At 62.6% G+C, this 20602-nt stretch carries 17 protein-coding genes; 5 read left to right on the top strand and 12 right to left on the bottom strand.

All coding sequences use genetic code 11. From position 1 onward, the window contains the following. Window positions 1-471 (top strand): SOS-induced cell division inhibitor SulA, encoded by a 471-nt coding sequence (gene sulA, locus P3C50_RS01185; RefSeq protein WP_275544580.1) that lies wholly within the window; start codon window positions 1-3, stop codon window positions 469-471. 63 nt (window positions 472-534) lie between these two features. Here the strand turns inward: sulA and P3C50_RS01180 are convergent, their stop codons facing one another. The 6 genes from P3C50_RS01180 to fadB form a co-directional block, all read right to left on the bottom strand. After that, window positions 535-771: a hypothetical protein gene (locus P3C50_RS01180; RefSeq protein ID WP_197855945.1), complete on the bottom strand. Its 237-nt coding sequence runs from the start codon at window positions 769-771 to the stop codon at window positions 535-537. Window positions 772-851: 80 nt separating this feature from the next. Continuing rightward, a complete protein-coding gene (locus tag P3C50_RS01175; RefSeq protein WP_275544579.1) occupies window positions 852-1370 on the bottom strand; it encodes a DUF6586 family protein in 519 nt (172 codons plus the stop codon). 139 nt (window positions 1371-1509) lie between these two features. Next, complete coding sequence (topA, locus tag P3C50_RS01170) at window positions 1510-4119, bottom strand: type I DNA topoisomerase (RefSeq protein WP_275544578.1); 2610 nt, start codon at window positions 4117-4119, stop codon at window positions 1510-1512. Between the two features lie 104 nt (window positions 4120-4223). Then, window positions 4224-4466, bottom strand: coding sequence for a DUF1653 domain-containing protein (locus P3C50_RS01165; RefSeq protein WP_179590019.1), 243 nt, complete (start codon window positions 4464-4466; stop codon window positions 4224-4226). Window positions 4467-4540: 74 nt separating this feature from the next. Continuing rightward, a complete protein-coding gene (gene fadA, locus P3C50_RS01160; RefSeq protein WP_197855949.1) occupies window positions 4541-5716 on the bottom strand; it encodes an acetyl-CoA C-acyltransferase FadA in 1176 nt (391 codons plus the stop codon). 30 nt (window positions 5717-5746) lie between these two features. Beyond that, window positions 5747-7894, bottom strand: a complete 2148-nt coding sequence (gene fadB, locus P3C50_RS01155) for a fatty acid oxidation complex subunit alpha FadB (RefSeq protein ID WP_275544577.1) — start codon at window positions 7892-7894, stop codon at window positions 5747-5749. 467 nt (window positions 7895-8361) lie between these two features. Here fadB and P3C50_RS01150 point away from each other — a divergent pair, with 467 nt between their 5' ends. Both P3C50_RS01150 and P3C50_RS01145 read left to right on the top strand, forming a co-directional pair. Continuing rightward, window positions 8362-9183 (top strand): hypothetical protein, encoded by an 822-nt coding sequence (locus P3C50_RS01150; protein ID WP_275544576.1) that lies wholly within the window; start codon window positions 8362-8364, stop codon window positions 9181-9183. A gap of 147 nt (window positions 9184-9330) precedes the next feature. Beyond that, window positions 9331-9780 (top strand): universal stress protein, encoded by a 450-nt coding sequence (locus P3C50_RS01145; RefSeq protein ID WP_275544575.1) that lies wholly within the window; start codon window positions 9331-9333, stop codon window positions 9778-9780. Between the two features lie 236 nt (window positions 9781-10016). On the opposite strand, the gene P3C50_RS01140 is transcribed toward P3C50_RS01145, so the two are convergent. After that, window positions 10017-10703, bottom strand: coding sequence for a DUF6901 family protein (locus P3C50_RS01140; RefSeq protein WP_197855953.1), 687 nt, complete (start codon window positions 10701-10703; stop codon window positions 10017-10019). A 17-nt stretch (window positions 10704-10720) separates the two neighbouring features. Then, the gene (locus tag P3C50_RS01135; RefSeq protein ID WP_275544574.1) at window positions 10721-12646 is read right to left on the bottom strand and encodes an ATP-binding cassette domain-containing protein; all 1926 of its coding nucleotides are present in this window, start codon (window positions 12644-12646) and stop codon (window positions 10721-10723) included. Between the two features lie 236 nt (window positions 12647-12882). On the opposite strand from P3C50_RS01135, the gene P3C50_RS01130 reads away from it, so the two are divergent. Further along, window positions 12883-14811, top strand: coding sequence for a transglycosylase SLT domain-containing protein (locus tag P3C50_RS01130; protein WP_275544573.1), 1929 nt, complete (start codon window positions 12883-12885; stop codon window positions 14809-14811). Between the two features lie 54 nt (window positions 14812-14865). Here P3C50_RS01130 and P3C50_RS01125 read toward each other — a convergent pair whose 3' ends face one another. The 3 genes from P3C50_RS01125 to yegS form a co-directional block, all read right to left on the bottom strand. After that, entirely contained in the window at window positions 14866-15672 is an 807-nt protein-coding gene (locus P3C50_RS01125; protein WP_275544572.1) for an MOSC domain-containing protein, read from the bottom strand. Between the two features lie 139 nt (window positions 15673-15811). Further along, window positions 15812-16744: a chemotaxis protein CheV gene (locus tag P3C50_RS01120; RefSeq protein ID WP_197855957.1), complete on the bottom strand. Its 933-nt coding sequence runs from the start codon at window positions 16742-16744 to the stop codon at window positions 15812-15814. A gap of 91 nt (window positions 16745-16835) precedes the next feature. Continuing rightward, a complete protein-coding gene (gene yegS, locus P3C50_RS01115; protein WP_275544571.1) occupies window positions 16836-17753 on the bottom strand; it encodes a lipid kinase YegS in 918 nt (305 codons plus the stop codon). Window positions 17754-17929: 176 nt separating this feature from the next. Between yegS and P3C50_RS01110 the strand changes: the two genes are divergently transcribed. Continuing rightward, the gene (locus P3C50_RS01110) at window positions 17930-18628 is read left to right on the top strand and encodes a pirin family protein (RefSeq protein ID WP_275544570.1); all 699 of its coding nucleotides are present in this window, start codon (window positions 17930-17932) and stop codon (window positions 18626-18628) included. Window positions 18629-18763: 135 nt separating this feature from the next. On the opposite strand, the gene P3C50_RS01105 is transcribed toward P3C50_RS01110, so the two are convergent. After that, window positions 18764-20323, bottom strand: coding sequence for an FGGY-family carbohydrate kinase (locus P3C50_RS01105; protein WP_275544569.1), 1560 nt, complete (start codon window positions 20321-20323; stop codon window positions 18764-18766). Between the last annotated feature and the right edge of the window lie 279 nt (window positions 20324-20602).

Here is a 20602-nt window from a genome sequence, read left to right as displayed (position 1 = left end):
ATGCAAATGCAGCAGTCGTTCGAGCGCCCGCAACTTCCCCTTTTCGACGCCTTTCTTGCCAACGCGTCGGGCGAACCATTGGTTACCGATGACATCGCCCCTGGCGAAGCCGAACAGGCTTTCAGTGAATTGGCTCTGCGCGGCGCGGCCGGCCACTGCCTGCACTTGCTGGCGCCGATTCTGCGCGAGCTGAGCCAGAATCAGGACGCGCGCTGGCTGACCCTGGTGGCGCCGCCTGCCAGCCTCACGCAAAGCTGGCTGCGTGACGCTGGGCTCAATCGCGAACGCATCCTGCTGCTGCAGCCACGGCAAGGGCAAAGTGCCCTGGAGCTGGCCGAGGAAGCGCTCAAGCTGGGGCGCAGCCATACGGTGATCAGCTGGCTGCACCCGGTCGAGCGCAGCACCCGCCAGCGCCTGGCACAGGCCGCCAGTAGCGGTGGCGCGCAGAGTTTGAATATCAGCCTGGGCTGAACCATGCTCGCAAATGAAAACGGGGCTCCATTGGAGCCCCGTTTGCGTTGTATCGCAGCGATCTCAGTGCAGGACCCGCGGCCCCTCTTCCTCGTGACTGAAATCACCCTCGGCCATGCGCCCGGCCATCTGCACCCCGACATTGAGCATCGCCTTGGCCACCTCGATATGTTGCCCCTGCAGAAAAGCCTTGGCATCAGCGGAGAAGTCCAGGGTCACCAACGCCTCTTCATCCTCTGCGCGACGCAGGGCGATGCGCCCATCGGGCAGTTCGACGATTTCCAGAAAGGATGTAGGCATGGCTCAGTCTCTGTGCAAAAACACGACATTGTAACAGTCCGCCGGAGTCATCCCCAGCCCACTGGTCCAGTTAAACCCAATCAGCACTCACTGAGGCCTTCGCGGAAACGCAGTATCAAGGCCTTGAGCTGCTGACGCCAGGCATCGATATCGTCGAGGCTCACCTCGACAGGCTCTTCGCCGACGCTGACTGCCGTGATCAACGGCATCGACGGGTCGACCTTGGCCTTGCGCTCCTCGCGCGGAGGCTGGAACAGCTCAGCGTAGGCAGCTAGCAGCTGCGCCAGCCAGGTCTCGCGCTGCTGCGCCAGTTCGACCAGCTCAGCCAGCTCCGGGCTGGGCGATCCCTCGAGTACTGCCTGCTGAACGAAAGCCTCGACACGCGAAGGCGCGGCGTCGCTCATGCGGTAGTAACCCGCAATCTCATGGCAAACCCCAAGGAGCCCACCGTAAAGGTGAAACAGCGCGGCCTCACGCTCGGCCTGCACCAGCGCCTGCACATTGAACGCGGAAGACGCCTCGGCCTTGCGCCAGTTGTCCAGGGCAATGCCGGCGAAGAAGATCTTCTGATTGGTGCGGGTGTAGATTTCTTTGGCCATTACGGCGACCTCCACAGCAGACCGGCTGATGATACGCGCGTTGGCAGTCGCCAGACGCGCATCTCGTCAGCCTTGCAATCTCGCGAGCGTCGGCCTGGCTCTAAACCCGGTCAACGCTCGGCAACTGATGGACAAGGCCTTAGCGCTTGTCCTCGACCTTCCACTTACCGCCGTCGTAGAACGCACGCCAGCCGGTCGGCTTGCCGTCGACCTCGGACTGCACGTACTGCTCCTTGGTCTTGCGGCTATAGCGAATCACCGCCGGGCGACCATCCGGATCCTTTTGCGGGGCATCGCAGAGGAAGTGGTACTTGGGATCGATCTCGTGCTTGTGCGGGACGATCTCCAGCACCAATGGCGCGCGCGTCTCGCGATTCTTCGGGAACTGACTGGCGGCGAGGAACAGACCCGAGGCACCGTCGCGCAGCACGTAGGTGTCGTCCACCTTCTCGCACTTGAGCTCGGGCATCTCTACCTTGTCCATCTTCGGCGGCGCCGCCTCGCCATTCTTGAGCAGCTTGCGGGTGTTCTTGCAGCTTGGGTTGGTGCAACCGAAGAACTTGCCGAAACGGCCGGTCTTGAGCTGCATTTCGCTGCCGCACTTGTCGCACTCCAGGCTCGGGCCTTCATAGCCTTTGATGCGGTACTGGCCCTGCTCGATTTCGTAGCCGGTGCAGTCCGGGTTGTTACCGCAGATATGCAACTTGCGGGTTTCATCCAGCAGGTAGGCATCCATGGCCGTGGAGCAAATTGGGCAGCGATGCTTGCCGAGCAACACGCGGGACTCGGACTCACCCTCGTCGTCCGCGGCGATCTCGTCGCCCGGCACCAGGTTGATGGTGGCCTTGCAGCGCTCCTTCGGCGGCAGCGCATAGCCGGAGCAGCCGAGGAACACGCCAGTGGAGGCAGTACGGATCATCATCGGCCGGCCGCACTCGCGGCACGGGATGTCGGTCAGGGTCGGCTGGTTGGCACGCATGCCGCCCTCGCCAGCCTCGGCCGCTTCGAGCTTCTTCTTGAAGTCGCCGTAGAATTCGTCGAGCAGGTTCTTCCACTCGCGCCCACCCTGGGCCACATCGTCGAGATGCTCTTCCATGGTGGCGGTAAAGCTGTAATCCATCAGGTTGGCGAAGCTCTCGTCGAGACGCTCGGTGACGATGTCGCCCATCTTCTCGGCATAGAAGCGACGGTTGTGCACCGTGACGTAGCCACGATCCTGGATGGTGGAGATGATCGCCGCGTAAGTGGACGGGCGGCCGATGCCGCGCTTTTCCAGCTCCTTGACCAGGCTGGCTTCGGAGTAGCGTGCCGGTGGCTTGGTGAAGTGCTGGCTGGGGTCGAGCTGGATCAGCTTGAGGCCCTCGCCTTCCTTCATTTCCGGCAGGACGTCATCCTCGCCCGGCTTGCTCTGCTGCGGCAGTACACGGGTGTAACCGTCGAACTTGAGAATACGGCCCTTGGCGCGCAGCTCGAAATTGCCAGCGGCTACGGTGACGCTGGTGGACAGGTACTCGGCCGGCGGCATCTGGCAGGCCACGAACTGGCGCCAGATCAGGTCATACAAACGCTCGGCATCGCGCTCCATGCCCGACAGCTGGGTCGGGCGCAGGTTGACGTCGGACGGACGAATCGCCTCGTGCGCTTCCTGAGCGCCTTCCTTGCTCGAATACAGGTTGGGCTTGCCCGGCAGGTACTTGTCGCCGTACTCGCTGCCGATAAAGCCGCGCACCATCTCCACCGCGTCGTTGGACAGGTTGGTCGAGTCGGTACGCATATAAGTGATGTAGCCGGCCTCGTAGAGACGCTGGGCCATCATCATGGTCTTCTTCACCCCAAAGCCCAGGCGGTTGCTCGCTGCCTGCTGCAGGGTCGAGGTGATGAACGGCGCCGACGGCTTGCTGCTGGTCGGACGGTCCTCACGCTTGACCACGCTGTAGCTGGAAGCCTTGAGCTTCTCCAGCGCCGCCATGGCCTGCGCTTCATTGACCGGTTTGAAGGCCGCACCGTCTTCGCGCACCACCTCGAAGCGCACCTTGGCGTTCTTAGCGGTGCCCAGGTCGGCATGCACCTCCCAGTATTCTTCCGGCACGAAGGCGCGGATTTCTTTCTCGCGCGCCACCACCAGCTTCACCGCCACCGATTGCACGCGACCGGCAGACAGGCCGCGGGCGATCTTGGCCCACAACAGCGGCGAAACCATGTAGCCGACCACGCGGTCGAGGAAGCGGCGCGCCTGCTGCGCGTTGACGCGGTTGATGTCCAGCTCGCCGGGCCTGGAGAAGGCGTCCTGAATCGCCTTCTTGGTGATCTCGTTGAACACCACGCGCTTGTAGCGGCTGTCATCGCCGCCGATGGACTCGCGCAGGTGCCAGGCGATGGCTTCCCCTTCGCGGTCCAAGTCGGTTGCGAGATAGATGGTGTCGGCATCCTTGGCCAGGCGGCGCAGTTCTTCGATCACCTTTTCCTTGCCGGGCAGAATCTCGTACTTGGCCTTCCAGCCGTGCTCGGGATCGACGCCCATACGAGCGAACAGCTGACGCTTGGCCTTTTCCTTGGGCGACAGCGCAGGCGCTTCACCAGCGGCGGCCTTGCCACGCTTGGCCGGCTCCTTGGCGGCGCTTGCCGAGCCGCTGGTAGGCAGGTCACGGATATGGCCGATGCTCGACTTCACCACGTACTGGCTGCCCAGGTACTTGTTGATGGTCTTGGCCTTGGCCGGGGATTCCACGATGACCAGCGATTTGCCCATGGATCAGAAAATTCCTGAATTGCGAAATATAGAAGGCAGGGAGCCTTGAGGCCCCGCTATATATAGTGGCGACCAAGCGAAGGTCAAGCGCAGGGGCTGCGCAGTCAGACTTCCGAACTGCCGATAGGGCTGACTTCGGCCTGAATCAAAGCAAAGCGTGGAACGCGCTTGCCGTCCACCTCGATCTCTTCGCAGAACATGCTCAGCGGTCGTACCCACAAACCAAACTCGCCGTACAACGCCTGGTAGACCACTACCTCTTCCTCATTTTCGGAATGGCGTGCCACACCGAATACACGGTACTGCGGGCCTTTGTAGTGGCGATAGAGTCCTGGCTGCAACTGCATTGAGCGGTTCCCGAAATAAAAAGCCGTAAAAAGCAAAACCGGGGCACTGGGCCCCGGTTTCTGTCCACTGACGCTTAAATGCGTTCGAAGACGGTGGTGATGCCTTGGCCAAGGCCCACGCACATGGTGGAGACACCCAGGGTGCCGCCGTTTTGTTTCATGACGTTGAGCAGGGTACCGGAGATACGGGCCCCGGAACAACCGAAGGGGTGACCCAAGGCGATCGCGCCGCCGTGCAGGTTGACCTTCTCTTCCATCTTGTCGAGCAGTTTCAGATCCTTCAGCACAGGCAGGGCCTGGGCCGCGAAGGCTTCGTTGAGTTCGACGAAATCGATATCGGCCATGCTCAGACCAGCGCGCTTGAGCGCCTTCTGCGTGGACGGCACCGGGCCGTAACCCATGATCGCCGGATCGACACCAGCAACGGCCATCGCGCGAACCACGGCCATCGGGGCGATGCCCAGATCCTGAGCACGCTGGGCGCTCATGACGATCATGCAGGAAGCGCCGTCGGTGATCTGCGAGGAGGTACCTGCAGTCACGGTGCCGCCTTTCGGATTGAAGGCCGGCTTCAGCGCAGCCAGGCTTTCGACGGTGGTTTCCGGACGAATGGTTTCGTCGAAATCGTACATCTTCAGGAAACCGTTCTCGTCGTAGCCCTGCATCGGGATGATTTCATCCTTGAACTTGCCTTCGACGGTGGCCTTGTGCGCCAGGCGGTGCGAACGCTCACCGAAGGCGTCCTGCGCCTCACGGGTGATGCCGTGCATCTTGCCCAGCATTTCCGCGGTCAGGCCCATCATGCCGGACGCCTTGGCGGCGTACAGCGACAGGTGCGGGTTCGGGTCGACACCATGCATCATGCCGACGTGGCCCATGTGCTCCACACCGCCGACGACGAACACGTCGCCGTTGCCGGTCTGGATCGCCTGCACGGCGGTGTGCAGCGCGCTCATGGACGAGCCGCACAGACGGCTGACGGTCTGGCCGGCGCTGGTGTGCGGGATCTGGGTCATCAGCGACGCCATGCGCGCGATGTTCCAGCCCTGCTCCAGGGTCTGGTTGACGCAGCCCCAGATCACGTCCTCGACTTCTGCCGGGTCGATCTTGGCGTTGCGCTCCAGCACTTTGCTGATCAGGTGCGCGGACATGGTCTCGGCACGGGTGTTGCGGTGCATGCCACCCTTGGAACGACCCATCGGGGTACGACCGAAGTCGACGATCACTGCATCTCTAGGATTCAGGCTCATATATCTATTCTCGCTCTGTTCGCTGCACGATTAACCGAAGAACTTCTGGCCCTTGGCGGCCATTTCGCGAAGTTTTGCGGTCGGGTGGTACAGGGCGCCCAGCTCGGCATATTTGTCGGCCAGGGCGACGAATTCAGCAACACCGATCGAATCGATGTAGCGCAGCGCACCGCCACGGAAGGGAGGGAAGCCGATACCGTAGATCAGGCCCATGTCGGCCTCGGCTGCGGTGTCGACGATGCCGTCTTCCAGGCAACGAACGGTTTCCAGGCACAACGGGATCATCATGAAGTTGATGATGTCCTCGTCGGTCACTTCACGCTCTTCGACCACGATGGACTTGAGCAGCTCGTAGGCCTGCGGGTCGGTGACCTTCTTCGGCTTGCCGCGCTTGTCGGTCTCGTAGGCGTAGAAGCCCTTGCCATTCTTCTGACCCAGGCGATCCGCTTCGTACATCACGTCGACGGCGGTCTTGCCTTCCACGGCCATGCGGTCCGGGAAGCCTTCGGCCATCACGTCACGGCCGTGGTGGCCAGTGTCGATGCCGACCACGTCGGAGAGGTAAGCCGGGCCCATGGGCCAGCCGAACTTCTCCATCACCTTGTCGATGCGCACGAAGTCGACGCCGAAGCCCAGCAGCTTGGAGAAGCCGCCGAAGTACGGGAACAGCACGCGGTTGACCAGGAAGCCCGGGCAGTCGTTGACCACGATCGGGTTCTTGCCCATCTTCTTGGCGTAGGCAACGGTGGTGGCCACGGCCACTTCGCTGGACTTCTCGCCACGGATGACTTCCACCAGCGGCATCATGTGCACCGGGTTGAAGAAGTGCATGCCGACGAAGTTTTCCGGACGCTTGAGCGCCTGGGCCAGCAGGGAAATGGAGATGGTCGAGGTGTTGGAGGCCAGGATGGCATCCTCACGCACGACGGCTTCCACTTCGGCCAGCACGATCTGCTTGACCTTGGGGTTCTCGACCACGGCTTCGACGACGATGTCGACGTTGCCGAAATCACCGTAAGACATGGTCGGACGGATGGCGTTGAGCGCCTCGGCCATCTTCGCCGGGGTCATACGGCCCTTCTCGACGCGCTTGCCGAGCAGCTTGGAAGCCTCGTTCAAGCCCATCTGGATACCCTCTTCACGGATATCCTTCATCAGGATCGGGGTGCCCTTGGAGGCCGACTGGTAGGCGATACCGCCGCCCATGATGCCGGCACCGAGCACGGCTGCCAGTTTCACGTCACGCGCGATTTCGTCGTGGTGCTTGGCCTTCTTCTTCAGTTCCTGATCGTTCAGGAACAGGCCGATCAGACTCTCGGCGACCGAGGTCTTGGCCAGCTTGACGAAGCCGGCGGCCTCGACTTCCAGCGCCTTGTCACGGCCGAAGTTGGCAGCCTTCTGAATGGTCTTGATCGCCTCGACCGGAGCCGGGTAGTTCGGGCCGGCCTGGCCAGCGACGAAGCCCTTGGCGGTCTCGAAGCACATCATCTGCTCGATGGCGTTGAGCTTGAGTTTTTCCAGCTTGGGCTGACGCTTGGCCTTGTAGTCCAGCTCGCCGGAGATGGCGCGCTTGATCAGGTCCAGTGCGGCGTCCTTGAGCTTGGCAGGAGCGACCACGGCGTCGACGGCGCCGACTTTCAGCGCGTCATCAGCGCGATTCTCCTTGCCGGAGGCGATCCACTCGACGGCGTTGTCGGTACCGATCACACGCGGCAAACGCACGGTACCGCCAAAGCCCGGGTAGATACCCAGCTTGACTTCCGGCAGACCGATCTTGGCGCTCTCGCTCATTACGCGGTAGTCACCGGCCAGGCACATCTCGAAGCCGCCGCCCAGGGCGATGCCGTTGATGGCGACGACGGTCGGCACGGCGAGGTCTTCGAAATCACTGAAGATCTTGTTGGCTTCGAGGTTGCCGGCCACCAGTTCTTCGTCGGACAGTTTGAAGTTGTCGACGAACTCGGTGATATCGGCACCGACGATGAACACGTCCTTGCCACTGGTGACAATCACGCCCTTGATCGAACCGTCAGCCTTGATCGCGTCGACGGAGGCGCGCAGCTCGTTGAGGGTAAGACGGTTGAATTTGTTGACGGACTCACCCTTGAGGTCGAAATTCAATTCGACGATGCCGCTCTCAAGAGCCTTAACCGTGATGGCTTTACCTTCGTAAATCATCAACTGATCTCCACGGTATGGAAGCTGAACAGTACACATCGGAGCCAACCGGCAGGCCAGCTCACGGCACAGCCGTCGAGCATAGCTCCAATCGGTACGACACACCCACCGACGCGATATTCGGGCTGTAAACGGCGCGCCTGACCAGGCAAACGCTCAATTCATACGCCCGTTTGATTTGGGTGTGCACACCTTCGGGGAAAAGCCTGCACTTGTCAATTGGCCCGTTTTCGTCGTTTTCCCGACGAATTCTGCAGGCCCGGTCATTCGCGGGCTCCAGGCGATCTCGATAAATCGCGTCAATACCGCGCCATTGCGAGTGTTTTACCGGCCGTTCCAGGTATGGCCAGGTGCCTAGCCAAACAATCAAGCTCCGGTTACAGTCGCCTCACTCGTAGCTGGCACAGGGCCAGTCGCGAGTAACAAAAAACAAATCGAGCCCCACGATGGGCCATACGGAGTCGCCCATGTCGAGCCGCCGTTCGCTTGTATTTCCCCTGAGCGCCCTGCTCGTTTTTCTCTTCACGTCACTCTCCCCTTCCTTGCTCAGCGCAGCGCCGGCCGATGATCTGCTGCGCCTGCATCAGTTGCGCCTGGCGACGCAAAAGAGCCTGGGCGACTTCTACATGTACAACGGCATGGAAGGCGACCAGCGCTACGCGCGGATGATTGGCGAGTCACTGCAGGAGGGCCAGGCGCACCTGGACGGCCTGGGCGAGATGCCTGGCGACGCAAGCAAGGCGCTCCGCACGCAGTTGCAAACCAACTGGCAAAGTTACCGCAGCGGTCTACAGGCACTGATGGAGGCCATGCGCAGCCAGGGTTTCACGGACCTGCAACCCGTCGCCGACCTGGCCGACAGCAATCAGCACATCATCGCCATTAGTCAGGAGCTGTATCAGAAGATTCAGCAAGAAAGCGGTTTCAGCGTCCCGCCACTCACGCAGAAGAGCCGCGAGCAAAGCCTGCTGATGCAAAACATCGCCCTGGACTATGCTTCCCGCAGTGCCTCGGTTGGCACCAGTTTCTTTGGCGGCGGCGAAGAGCGCGCCATCGATGAGCTGGTCGGCGAGTTCGCCAATCAACTCGACAACCTCAGCGCCGCCCAGCAGAACACCCCGCAGATCAGCGCTGCGCTGGGCTCAATCGAAACCAAGTGGCGTTACATCGAGAAATCCCTGCGCAACTACAACGAGAACACCGTACCGTTTTTGATCAGCAAGTATTCCGACAGCATCATCGAGGGCCTGGAAGGCGTTGCCGCCCAGTACGCTGCAGGCCAACACTGATGCCCATATTTCCGGCCTGCCTGGCCCAACCATTGCCCGGTGCTCACACCGGGCTTTTCTTTGCCTTTTCAAGACCAGTCGCTCTATCCCACACAATGGGGCCATACTTGAGACAGAGCCATTTGCTTCCTTAAGGAGGAGTTCACCATGCCCTACCAGCACATTCTGGTCGCCGTCGACCTGACCGAGGAATGCGACCCCGTAGTGGTCCGTGCACAGAAGCTGGCCCAGGCCAGTGGCGCCAAGATGTCCCTGGTGCATATCGTCGAACCGATGGCCATGGCCTTTGGCGGCGACGTGCCGATGGATCTGTCGATGCTGCAGCAACAGCAGTTCGAGCAGGCCCGCGAGCGCATGGACAGCTTCACCGGCAAGTACCCGGAACTCACCGCCGACCAGCGCCACCTGGCTTACGGGCAGCCGCGCCAGGAAATCCACCGCCTGGCCGAAGAACAGGGTTGCGACCTGATCGTGGTTGGCAGCCATGGGCGTCACGGCCTTGCGCTGCTGCTGGGCTCCACCGCCAATGACGTGCTGCACGGCGCGCCCTGCGATGTGCTCGCGGTGCGTCTGAAGAAAGGCGAAAAAGGCACTTGAAATCGCGTCGCGGCTGAAGCCCCTCCCACACAGTAGCTGCGTTGGCTTTGCCCGTGGGAGGCGCTTCAGCGGCGAGCTTTTTGGCTTCGGCCTTAGAGGGTGTTTACAAGATAGGCGAACGAAGGCAGGACAAGGCGAAAACGATCGAGAAAGCGGAGTTTACGTGCTGTAAATGAGCATTTCGAGATCGCTTTCAACGCAGTATTGCCAAGTGCAGCCATTTTGTAGACACCCTTTTACTCGAACGACTCGCCCGCGCTCATCACCAGCGGGCGGATCTTCTGCAGCTGGGTTTCCAGCGACACCGTCATGCTCGACGACATCGAGAAGAAGGTCAGGAAGGCCTTGAGGTTGGAGTCGCCTTCACAGGTGTCGTGAATACGCTGCCAGAAGGCCTGGTTGACCAGCTTGAGTTGCTGGAACAAGCGCACCAGCCCCTTTAGCTCCCAATCGGCCAGGCGCCCCTCGCGCATGTTGAAGTATTGCCGCGCCAGGTACAGCGACACCGCACGCAGGATGAACTCCTGGTTGTTGGCAAACGGCAGATGGTGCTGCGCCATGGGTTTCAGGCGCGCCAGCACCGGGCAGGCGCTGGTGGCCATGATCACTCCAAGCAGCGCCCGCAACCCCTCCTCCAGCCCGACATGCTTGGTGTACTCACGCTCTGGCGTGCGTACCCAGACACTGGCCTTCTTGAACGCCGGCAGACCATGGAAGTCCTCGATCACCCGCTGCAGATCGACCGCGGCCGGGCAGTGGCTGAACTGCTCGCGGCTGAGCGGGCAATTGCTGCACTGCTGATGCTCGAGGCGGGTCCAGGCAGGTGCCTGTTGCGCTTCAGTGGGGTCATATTCGCGATTCAGTTCGATCCGGTAGCTGAACTGATGATTGTCGTCGAGAGTGATGCGGTACTCGATGGCCATTGCCCGTCGTTCCTTCGTCAGCCTTCCAGCTCTGCCCAGCGCTCGAGCAGCGCGTCCATTTCCTTCTGCAAGCCCTCGAGACGCGCCAATACGTCCGTGGTGACCTGCACCGGCTGCTGATAGAAGGCTGGATCGGATACCTGCTCCTGCACAGCGGCCATTTCCTGCTCCAGGGCGTCGATCTGCCCGGGAATCGCCTCCAGCTCGCGCTGCAGCTTGTAGCTCAGTTTCTTCTTCGCCGGCTCGGCGCTCCCCTGCACCGGGGCCGCTGCCGCTGGGGCCGGCGCTTCGACGATGGCGGTGGCCAGCTCGGCCTTGCCGGACTTGCTTTCACCCACGCCAAGCAGACGCGGCGAGCCGCCCTGGCGCAGCCAGTCCTGATAGCCACCGACGTATTCGCGCACCTTGCCTTCACCCTCGAACACCAGGGTGCTGGTCACGACGTTATCGAGGAAGGCACGGTCGTGGCTGACCATCAGCACGGTGCCGGGGAAATTGAGCAGCACTTCTTCGAGCAGTTCCAGGGTTTCTACGTCCAGATCGTTGGTCGGTTCGTCCAGCACCAGAAGGTTGGCCGGCTTGCTGAACAACTTCGCCAGCAACAGTCGTGCCCGCTCGCCACCCGATAGCGCCTTGACCGGTGTACGGGCCCGTTGCGGGCTGAACAGGAAGTCGCCCAGGTAGCTCAGCACATGGCGGTTCTGGCCATCGATAGTGATGAAGTCGCGACCTTCGGCGACGTTGTCGATCACCGTCTTTTCCGGCTCGAGCTGGTGACGCAATTGGTCGAAATACGCCACTTCCAGTTTGGTGCCGACCTCGATGCTGCCGCTGCTCGGCTGCAGATCACCCAGCAGCAGCTTGAGCAGCGTGGTCTTGCCGGTACCGTTGGCGCCGAGCAGGCCGATACGGTCGCCGCGCTGCAGGACCATGGAGAAATCCTTGACCAGGAACGGGCCGCCGCTATGCGCGAAGCTGACGTTCTCCGCCACCATCACCTGCTTGCCGGACTTGTCCGCGGTCTCCAGCTGGATATTCGCCTTGCCCTGACGCTCGCGGCGCTCGGCACGCTCGGCGCGCATCGCCTTGAGCGCACGCACGCGGCCTTCGTTACGGGTGCGGCGGGCCTTGATGCCCTGACGAATCCACACCTCCTCCTGGGCCAGACGCTTGTCGAACAGCGCGTTGGCGGTTTCCTCGGCAGCGAGCTGCTGCTCCTTGTGCACCAGGAAGCTGGCGTAGTCGCCGTTCCAGTCGATCAGGCCGCCACGGTCCAGTTCGAGGATGCGTGTGGCCAGGTTCTGCAGGAAGGAACGGTCGTGGGTGATGAACAGCACGGCGCCGCCAAAATCCTTCAGTGCCTCTTCCAGCCAGGCGATGGCGCCGATGTCCAGGTGGTTGGTGGGCTCGTCGAGCAGCAGCAGATCCGGCTCGGACACCAGCGCCTGGGCCAGCAGCACGCGACGGCGCCAGCCACCGGAAAGCTCGGCCAGGGTCTTGTCCGCCGGCAACTGCAGGCGGCTCAGGGTGCTGTCGACCAGTTGCTGCAGGCGCCAGCCGTCTTTGGCTTCCAGCTCCTGCTGCACGTGCATCAGTTGCTCGAGGTCGTCATCGCCCTGGATGTTCTGCGCCAAGTGGTGATAGCGCGCCAGCAACTCGCCGACACCGGCCAGGCCTTCGGCGACCACGTCGAACACGGTACGCTCATCGGCGCGCGGCAGCTCCTGTGGCAACTCGCCGATCTTCAGCCCAGGTGCGCGCCAGATCTCGCCGTCGTCCGGCATCTGGTCGCCCTTGACCAGGCGCAGCATGCTCGACTTGCCGGTCCCGTTGCGGCCAATGATGCACACGCGCTCGCCCCGCGCGATCTGCCAGGACACTCCGTCCAGCAGGGGCATGGCGCCATAGGCGAGGGATACGTCGGCAAACTTGAGCAGGGTCATGGGCATCTCCAGAAACAGGCGGCGCATTCTACCCGAGTTGCCAGTCGGCTGTTGCCGTTTCCACCGAAGCGGCAGCCGTGGGATCAGCATTCCAGGTGGCGCACATACGCGCTTTTTTGCTGCATGTGTCGATCCCGCCCGGCGGCATTCACCGCGCCCCGATGAAAGGCTAAGCTAGAGGCATGCAACGATACGGACCGCGTTGTCCCACACCTCTGCTTGCCCCTGGAAATGCCATGCGCAGTCGCTTTCTCTCTTTAGTTTCATGTCTGATTCTTACCACCACCGGCATCGCCAGCGTCGAAGCCGCCAGCCTCGCCCAGCAACGCCAGTACTACGATGAGGCCAAACGCGCCCTGGCCAAGGGCGACAGCGGTCCTTATCGCCAGTACGCCAGCGCGCTGCGCGATTACCCGCTCACGCCTTATCTGGCTTATGACGAGCTGACCAATCGCCTCAAGTCGGCGAGCAACGCCGAGATCGAGAAATTCCTCGCCGAGCACGGCGACCTGCCCCAGGCCAACTGGATGAAGCTGCGCTGGTTGCGCTGGCTTGCCGAACGCGGCGACTGGAAGCCCTTCCTCGATCACTACGACCCGGACCTCAACTTCACCGAACTGGACTGTCTGTACGGCCAATACCAGCTGAGCCACGGTCTGACTGCAGAAGGCAATGCCACCGCCGAAAAGCTCTGGCTGGTGGGCAAGTCCCAACCCAATGCCTGCGACCCGCTGTTCGAGCGCTGGGCAGCCAATGGCCAACTCACCGAGCAGCGCCGCTGGCAGCGCACCAAGCTGGCGGTGGAAAGCGGCAACTACGGTCTGGCCAACTTCCTGATCAAGGGCATGCCGACGCTCGGCGAGCGCGGCAAGCTGATGGTCGAAGTGGCGCAGAAACCGCAATTGCTGAAGAACACCGCGCGCTTCGCCCCAGCCGATGACGCCATGAGCGACGTGGTCGGCTTCGGACTGCGCCGTCTGGCCCGGCAGAGCCCCGAAGACGCCCTGGCCCTGCTCGACGGCTATGCCCAGCGCATGAAGTTCTCCGCCGACGAGCAGGTCGCCATCGCCCGGCAGATCGGTCTGCGCCTGGCGCAACGCTTCGATCTGCGTGGTCTGCAGGTGATGGCCAAGTACGACCCACAGTTGCGTGACAACACCGTCAGCGAATGGCGTGCACGCCTGCTGCTGCGCCACGGCCGTTGGGAAGAGGCGTATCAGTTGACACAGAAGATGCCGTCCGACCTGGCCAGCAGCAACCGCTGGCGCTACTGGAACGCGCGCAGCCTGCAACTGGCGCAGCCCAACAGCCAGCAACCGGCGGTGCTGTTCCAGGCCCTGGCCAAGGAGCGTGATTTCTACGGCTTCATGGCAGCGGATCAGGTCAAGGCGCCGTACGCGCTGAATAACCAGCCGCTGGCGCTTGACCCCAAGGTCGTGCAGAAGGTGCGCAACACGCCCGGCATCAAGCGCGCCATGGAATTTCATGCGCGTGGCCAGATCGTCGACGGCCGCCGCGAGTGGTATCACGTCAGCCGCCGGTTCAGCCGCGACGAGCTGGTGGCCCAGGCGCGCCTGGCCTACGAAATGGAGTGGTACTTCCCGGCCATCCGTACCATCAGCCAGGCCCAGTACTGGGACGATCTGGAGGTACGCTTCCCCATGGCTCATCGCAACGAACTGGTCCGCGAAGCCAGACGCCGCGACCTGCATTCGAGCTGGGTGTTCGCCATCACCCGCCAGGAAAGCGCCTTCATGGCCGACGCCCGCTCCCACGCCGGCGCCATGGGCCTGATGCAACTGATGCCGGCCACCGCCAAGGAAACCGCGCGCAAGTTCGGCATCCCCCTGGCCTCACCGCAGCAGGCGCTCAACCCGGACACCAATATCCAGCTGGGTGCGGCTTATCTCAGCCAGGTGTACGGCCAGTTCAACGGCAACCGCGTGCTCGCCTCGGCCGCCTACAATGCCGGCCCGGGCCGGGTACGCCAGTGGCTGCGCGGCGCCAATCACCTGAGCTATGACGTCTGGGTGGAGAACATTCCGTTCGACGAAACCCGCCAGTACGTGCAGAACGTGCTGTCCTACTCGGTGATCTATGGCCAGAAGCTCGATGCGCCGCACCCGCTGGTGGCCTGGAACGAGCGTTTCTTCGACGATCAGTGAAGCCGGTGTAGGAGCGAATTTATTCGCGAATGAATTCGCTCCTACAAGACCGCGCTACTCCAGCACCTGCACCGTCATGCCCAACTGCAGCTCACCGACACCGCGCGGCAGCAAGTTCTGCCCGAAGAACACGTCACCCTCGCGTTCACGATAGGTCTTGAGCGTGGCCAGCGGTTCGCGCTGAGCGTTGCGCTCGCCGGTCTGCGGGTCGATGGTGGTGAGAATGCAGCGCGAGCAGCCCTTGACCACGTCGAATTCCACCTCGCCAATGCGGATACGCTTCCAGCTGTCTTCGGCGTAAGGCTCGCTGCCGGCAACCACTAGATTGGGGCGAAAGCGCAGCATCGAGAGCGGCTGGCCGACACGCTGGGACAGATCGTCCAGCGATGCCTGGCCGATCAGCAGCAGCGGGAAACCATCGGCGAAGGCCACGCGATCACCCGGCTTGGCATAGGCGGTATCGACCTGGCGGGTGCGCTCTTCGGGCACCTGCACCAGACGGCAGGCCTTGCCCAGCAAGGCGCTGAGCCACTCGGCAGCTTCATCGCCGGCATCCGGCACACGCAAGCTGTCGCGCCACAGGATGACGCCACGCAGATCCTGATCAGGGTCGGGCAGCGCCACGGAAATATCGTCGCGCCCCGGCGCGCTGAGGGTGAGGCCGCCACGCCCATCGTACAACGCGCTCAACTGGCTCATTTGCGGCAGCAGGCGCTGGCTGATGAAGCGGCCGTTGTCGGCGTCGACCAGCATCCAGCGCCGATCGCCATGCAGGCCAAGGCCATCGACCGCACTGCGCTGCAAGGTCTCGCCGCGGCCGGACTTGAGCGGGTAACGGTAAAGCCCCGAGAGACTCAGCATGGGTCAGCTTCCTGTTGGCAAAACGCCGTTATACGAGCTGACGGCCTCGCTCACAAGCACTGCGGGGCAATAACGACTGGCCGGCGTAGAGCGGGTCCGCCATCGGTGCCCGACGAACCTCCCCCGCCGCACACGTGCTCTAACGCGGCTCGTCGAGCTCCAGGCGCTGGCGGATCACGTCCACCAGCTTGTCCGGCTGGAACTTGGAGAGGAAATTGTCGCAACCGACCTTCTTCACCATCGCCTCGTTGAAGCTGCCGGACAGCGACGTGTGCAGCACCACGTAAAGATCCTTGAGGCGCGGATCATTGCGAATTTCACTGGTGAGGCGGTAGCCGTCCATTTCCGGCATCTCGGCGTCGGTGAAGATCATCAGCAGCTTGTCCGTCATCACTTCGCCAGTGTCCGCCCACTTCTTCAGCAGGTTGAGCGCTTTGAGGCCATCGCTGGCCATATGCAGGCGGATGCCCAACTGCGACAGGGTATCGCGCAACTGGCTGAGGGCGACGCTGGAGTCGTCCACCAGCAGCACTTCACGGCCACGGGCCTTTTCCAGCAGCGGGTCGGCGAGCTTTTCCTCGGAGACCTTGGTGCTCATCGGCACGATCTCGGCCAGCACCTTCTCCACGTCGATGACCTCGACGATCTGCTCGTCGACCTTGGTGATGGCGGTCAGGTAGTGCTGGCGGCCGGCACCGCCGGGCGGTGGCTGGATCGACTCCCAGTTGAGGTTGAGGATGCGATCCACGCTGCCGACCAGGAAGGCCTGCACCGAGCGATTGTATTCGGTGACGATGATGGTGCTGCGCTCATCCGGCACCAGCGGGCGCATGCCGATGGCCTGCGACAGGTCGATCACCGGCAGGGTCTGGCCACGCAGATTGACCACGCCGCAGACGAAGCGGTGGCGTTGCGGCATCAGCGTCAGCTTGGGCATCTGCAGGACTTCCTGCACCTTGAACACGTTGATGGCGAACAGCTGCCGGCCGGCCAGGCGGAACATGAGAATTTCCAGACGGTTTTCGCCGACCAGTTGCGTGCGTTGATCCACTGAATCGAGAATGCCGGCCATCATGCGCTCCAAGGTAATGAGGTGAGTCTAGTCTGCCGCTCGGGTTATCGGCGAACTGCCGGCAGACTGAAGCGTTGCTGGCGCGCAGCCATCATGCCTCAGCGCCAAGCGCATGGCCAGCGAGCAGCGGCGAATGCCCGGGCAGGTGCAGACGCAAGGCACCGGGTTGTGCAGTGAAGCGCAGCCGCTTGCTTTCCATCGGCTCGCCGTCGAGGTTCAGGTCCAATCCCTCCAGCGCCTCCACCTCCAGCCAGGGCAGCCGCGCGCTGATCGCAACGCTTTGCAAACCGTGCATGCCGCCAGTGAGCAGCGTGCCAAGAGTGCTCACCACGTCCTGCGCCGCCGGCACGATGCTGACGTCCAGCAGGCCATCATCGATGGTCGCTTCCGGGCAGAGCAGATGCCCGCCGCCCGCCTGACGGCCATTGCCGATACCGAGGGCGAGAAATTCGCCCTGCCATTCGAACTCCGGCCCATGAAAACGCCCCGCGGCGGCGCGCACTTGGGAAAAGCGACTGAGCCCGGTCAGCAGATAGGCGGCGCCACCGAGGACGTTCTTAAGCTCCTCCGAGGTATTGGCGGTGACATTGGAGCCGAAGCCGCCGGTGGCCATATTGAGAAAGGCGCGCTCGCCCGCCATGCCCACATCCACCGCCACCGGCTCCACTTCCAGCAGAGCCAGCGCCGCAGCTGGCGTCAGCGGCACGCCGGCGGCATGAGCAAAATCATTGGCCGTACCCAGTGGCAACAGCGCCAGGCTGGCTTCACTGCGTGCCTTGACCATGGCCTCGACCACATCGCGCAGGGTGCCGTCGCCGCCGCCAGCGATCAGGATCGGATAACCAGCCGCCAGCCCTTCGTGCACCAGACGCTCGGCATCGCCACCCTCCCAGGTCAGGCGCACCGCCAGATCCCAGCCACGCTCGCGCAGGCCGTTCACGGCCGCCCTCACCTCTTCGTTCAATGCCTGCTTGCCATGCAGGATCAACCAGGCCTTGCGCTCGCGCATTGCGGTGCTCCTTGAAAGGGGTAAACGAAAGCCTAGTGTGTGGCCCTCGGACAATTAATCTAATTTATAGATATAAAATCAATAAATATTGCGCTTTTAAATCGATCAATCAAAAAGGATCATTCATCCATCGACATCGCACGGGACTGACCTCGTGCATGACTGGAGGATTGACCATGATCGATGTACGTCCGTTCGAACAACTCGGTGGCGCTCACCACGGCTGGCTGAATGCCCGTCACCATTTTTCCTTCGCCGAATACTACGACGCCGAGCGCATGAACTGGGGTCGCCTGCGCGTCTGGAACGATGACGAGATCGCTCCGCACTCTGGCTTCCCGCCGCACCCGCACCGCGACATGGAGATCATCACCTACGTTCGCGAAGGGGCCATCAGCCATGAGGACAACCTGGGCAACAAAGGCCGTACCGAGGCCGGCGATGTGCAGGTGATGAGCGCCGGCACCGGCATCGCCCACAGCGAGTACAACCTGGAAGATGAGACCACCAAGATCTTCCAGATCTGGATTCAGCCGAACCAGGCCGGCCTGCCGCCCTCCTGGGGTGCCAAGCCTTTCCCTAAAGGCGACCGCTCCGGAGCCTTCGTCACCCTGGCCAGCGGTTACGAGGAAGATGTCGACGCCCTGCGCATCCGCACCGACGCACGCCTGGTAGCGGCCACGGTCAAGGCCGGACAAAGCGCCGAGTACGTGCTGCAGCCGGGTCGCAAGGCCTATCTGGTGGGCGCCACCGGCGCCTTCAGCGTCAACGGTGTGGCAGCCAAGGCACGTGACGGCGTCGCCGTTGCCGATGTCGAGGTGATCCGCGTCGAAGCGCAGGAAGACAGCGAAATCGTGCTGGTGGATGTCGCTTGAAGCACGCCCTAACGCCCTCCATTTGGAGGGCGACTGGTTTCTGTAGGAGGGGCTTTAGCCGCGACCTTGGTATTACTCGGTCGGGGCTAAAGCGGAGCGCCGCCCGGCCCCTCCCACAGTGCTCATCCCTATGCTCTACGCCGGATAGCCGGTGATCTTGCGAATGCGCTGGTACAGCGGTTTGAGCTGGCGGTACATGCGCTGATAGACCTGCCCGTAGAGCTGCTGGTAAACGCGCTGTGCCTCCGGGTTCGGCTGGAACACCTGCCCTACTCGAGTCATGGCGGCGATGGCGCTCGGGTAATCGGCGTGCAAGCCCAGGCCCACCGCGCAGTTGATCGCCGCGCCCAGCCCGCTGGTCTCGTACAGATGCGGCCGCTCGGCCGGCAGGCCGAAGATATCGGCCGTCAGTTGCATTGCCGCATCGCTCTGCGAACCGCCACCGGACACACGCAGGCGCTCGATGCGGGTGCCGGAGCGTTTTTCGATACGTTCCTTGCCCTGACGCAACGCATAGGCCAGGCCTTCGAGAATGGCACGGTAGATATGCGCGCGGGTGTGCACATCACCAAAACCGATGATCGAACCCTTGGCCTCCAGCCCCGGCTCACGGATGCCGGGCGTCCAGTACGGCTGCAACATCAGCCCCATTGAGCCGGGCGGGACGGCGTTGACCAGCTCGTCGAACAGCGCTTCGGGCGACACGCCCAGCGCCTCGGCACGCTGCATCTCCCGCAGACCGAATTCGCGCTTGAACCAGCTGACCATCCAGAAACCGCGATAGATCATCACCTCGGTGTTGCAGTGATCCGGCAGCGCCGCCGGATAGGGAGGAATCAGGCGCACGGTTTCCAGATAACGACTGCGCGTGGTGTTGATGGTCGCTGTGGTGCCGTAGGACAGGCAGGCCGTGCTGGCCTCCAGCGCACCGGAACCCAGTACCTCGCACGCCTTGTCTGCGCCGGCAGCGATCAGCGGCAGGCCCTCGGGAATACCGGAGTGGCGGCTGGCCTCGGCCGTGATGCAGCCCAGTCGCTCCCCTGGCTTGAACAACTCGGGCAGTTGCTCACGGCGTACCTTCAGCGCCTGCCACTTCCAGTCGCCGGGCGCGGCCCAGCGCAGGCGTTTGTAGTCGAACGGCAGATAAGCCACGCAACTGCTGGTGGAATCAACGAAGCGGCCGCACAGGCGATGGGTGAGAAACCCGGATAGCAACAGCACCTTGTGCGTGCGATCCGCGTTGTCCGGCTGATGCTGAGCCACCCAGTTGACCTCGGCCTGGCCACGAAAGTGATCGACCGCCTCCTCGGCACGTGCCAGCTTGAACAGCCAGCCCCACAGGCCCTTGATGCGCCCCGCCACCTCGGCACGACGCTGATCGAGCCAGAGAATCGCCGGGCGCAGCGGCGTGCCCTGCTCATCGACATGAATGATGCTGCCGCGCTGGGTGGTAACGGCGACGCCGCGGATCAGGCGGCGGTCGATATCCACCTGTTGCCACAGCAAGCGGCAGGCCTCGCCGAGGCTGGCCCAGTAGTACTCCGGGTCCTGTTCGGCCCAGCCAGGCTGTCTGGAGAAATAGGGATCGAGCTCGACCTTGCCCTTGGCGAGCAGGTTGCCGTTGGTATCGAACAGCAGCGCTCGGACGCTCTGGGTGCCGTTGTCGATGCTCAGCAGGTAGCTTGGTTCGCTCAAGGTGTGGTCCTTCTGTTATGTCTCCCCTCTCCCATTTATGGGAGAGGGGCCGGGGGAGAGGGTGTTCCGTCTGAGCCAGGTGGCCTGCGAATAAACGCTTTCCCTCTCCCCAACCCTCTCCCGCAAGCGGGAGAGGGAGCTGATCGGAGTTACCGCAATCTAGCTACGTAGCCCGGATGAAATCCGGGAGCTGCATCGTCGTTCATCCCCGGATTGCATCCGGGCTACAACCTGTACGCGGAATCCGTGTAGGAGCGAGCTCTGCTCGCGAAGCTTTTG

Source organism: Pseudomonas sp. Marseille-Q0931 (genome assembly GCF_940789645.1).
Lineage (GTDB): Bacteria > Pseudomonadota > Gammaproteobacteria > Pseudomonadales > Pseudomonadaceae > Aquipseudomonas.
Note: the sequence above shows the minus strand (reverse complement) of the source record. Positions and strands in the feature narration are given on the sequence as shown.

What these genes read in the sequence shown, in the direction of transcription:
- sulA (WP_275544580.1), top strand. Translation starts at nt 1, where the DNA reads ATGCAAATGCAGCAGTCGTTCGAGCGCCCGCAACTTCCCCTTTTCGAC.
- fadA (WP_197855949.1), bottom strand. Translation starts at nt 5,716, where the DNA reads ATGAGCCTGAATCCTAGAGATGCAGTGATCGTCGACTTCGGTCGTACC.
- P3C50_RS01140 (WP_197855953.1), bottom strand. Translation starts at nt 10,703, where the DNA reads ATGGCCATCGAGTACCGCATCACTCTCGACGACAATCATCAGTTCAGC.
- P3C50_RS01180 (WP_197855945.1), bottom strand. Translation starts at nt 771, where the DNA reads ATGCCTACATCCTTTCTGGAAATCGTCGAACTGCCCGATGGGCGCATC.
- fadB (WP_275544577.1), bottom strand. Translation starts at nt 7,894, where the DNA reads ATGATTTACGAAGGTAAAGCCATCACGGTTAAGGCTCTTGAGAGCGGC.
- yegS (WP_275544571.1), bottom strand. Translation starts at nt 17,753, where the DNA reads ATGCGCGAGCGCAAGGCCTGGTTGATCCTGCATGGCAAGCAGGCATTG.
- P3C50_RS01150 (WP_275544576.1), top strand. Translation starts at nt 8,362, where the DNA reads ATGTCGAGCCGCCGTTCGCTTGTATTTCCCCTGAGCGCCCTGCTCGTT.
- P3C50_RS01135 (WP_275544574.1), bottom strand. Translation starts at nt 12,646, where the DNA reads ATGACCCTGCTCAAGTTTGCCGACGTATCCCTCGCCTATGGCGCCATG.
- P3C50_RS01120 (WP_197855957.1), bottom strand. Translation starts at nt 16,744, where the DNA reads ATGGCCGGCATTCTCGATTCAGTGGATCAACGCACGCAACTGGTCGGC.
- P3C50_RS01175 (WP_275544579.1), bottom strand. Translation starts at nt 1,370, where the DNA reads ATGGCCAAAGAAATCTACACCCGCACCAATCAGAAGATCTTCTTCGCC.
- P3C50_RS01125 (WP_275544572.1), bottom strand. Translation starts at nt 15,672, where the DNA reads ATGCTGAGTCTCTCGGGGCTTTACCGTTACCCGCTCAAGTCCGGCCGC.
- P3C50_RS01145 (WP_275544575.1), top strand. Translation starts at nt 9,331, where the DNA reads ATGCCCTACCAGCACATTCTGGTCGCCGTCGACCTGACCGAGGAATGC.
- P3C50_RS01110 (WP_275544570.1), top strand. Translation starts at nt 17,930, where the DNA reads ATGATCGATGTACGTCCGTTCGAACAACTCGGTGGCGCTCACCACGGC.
- P3C50_RS01165 (WP_179590019.1), bottom strand. Translation starts at nt 4,466, where the DNA reads ATGCAGTTGCAGCCAGGACTCTATCGCCACTACAAAGGCCCGCAGTAC.
- P3C50_RS01130 (WP_275544573.1), top strand. Translation starts at nt 12,883, where the DNA reads ATGCGCAGTCGCTTTCTCTCTTTAGTTTCATGTCTGATTCTTACCACC.
- topA (WP_275544578.1), bottom strand. Translation starts at nt 4,119, where the DNA reads ATGGGCAAATCGCTGGTCATCGTGGAATCCCCGGCCAAGGCCAAGACC.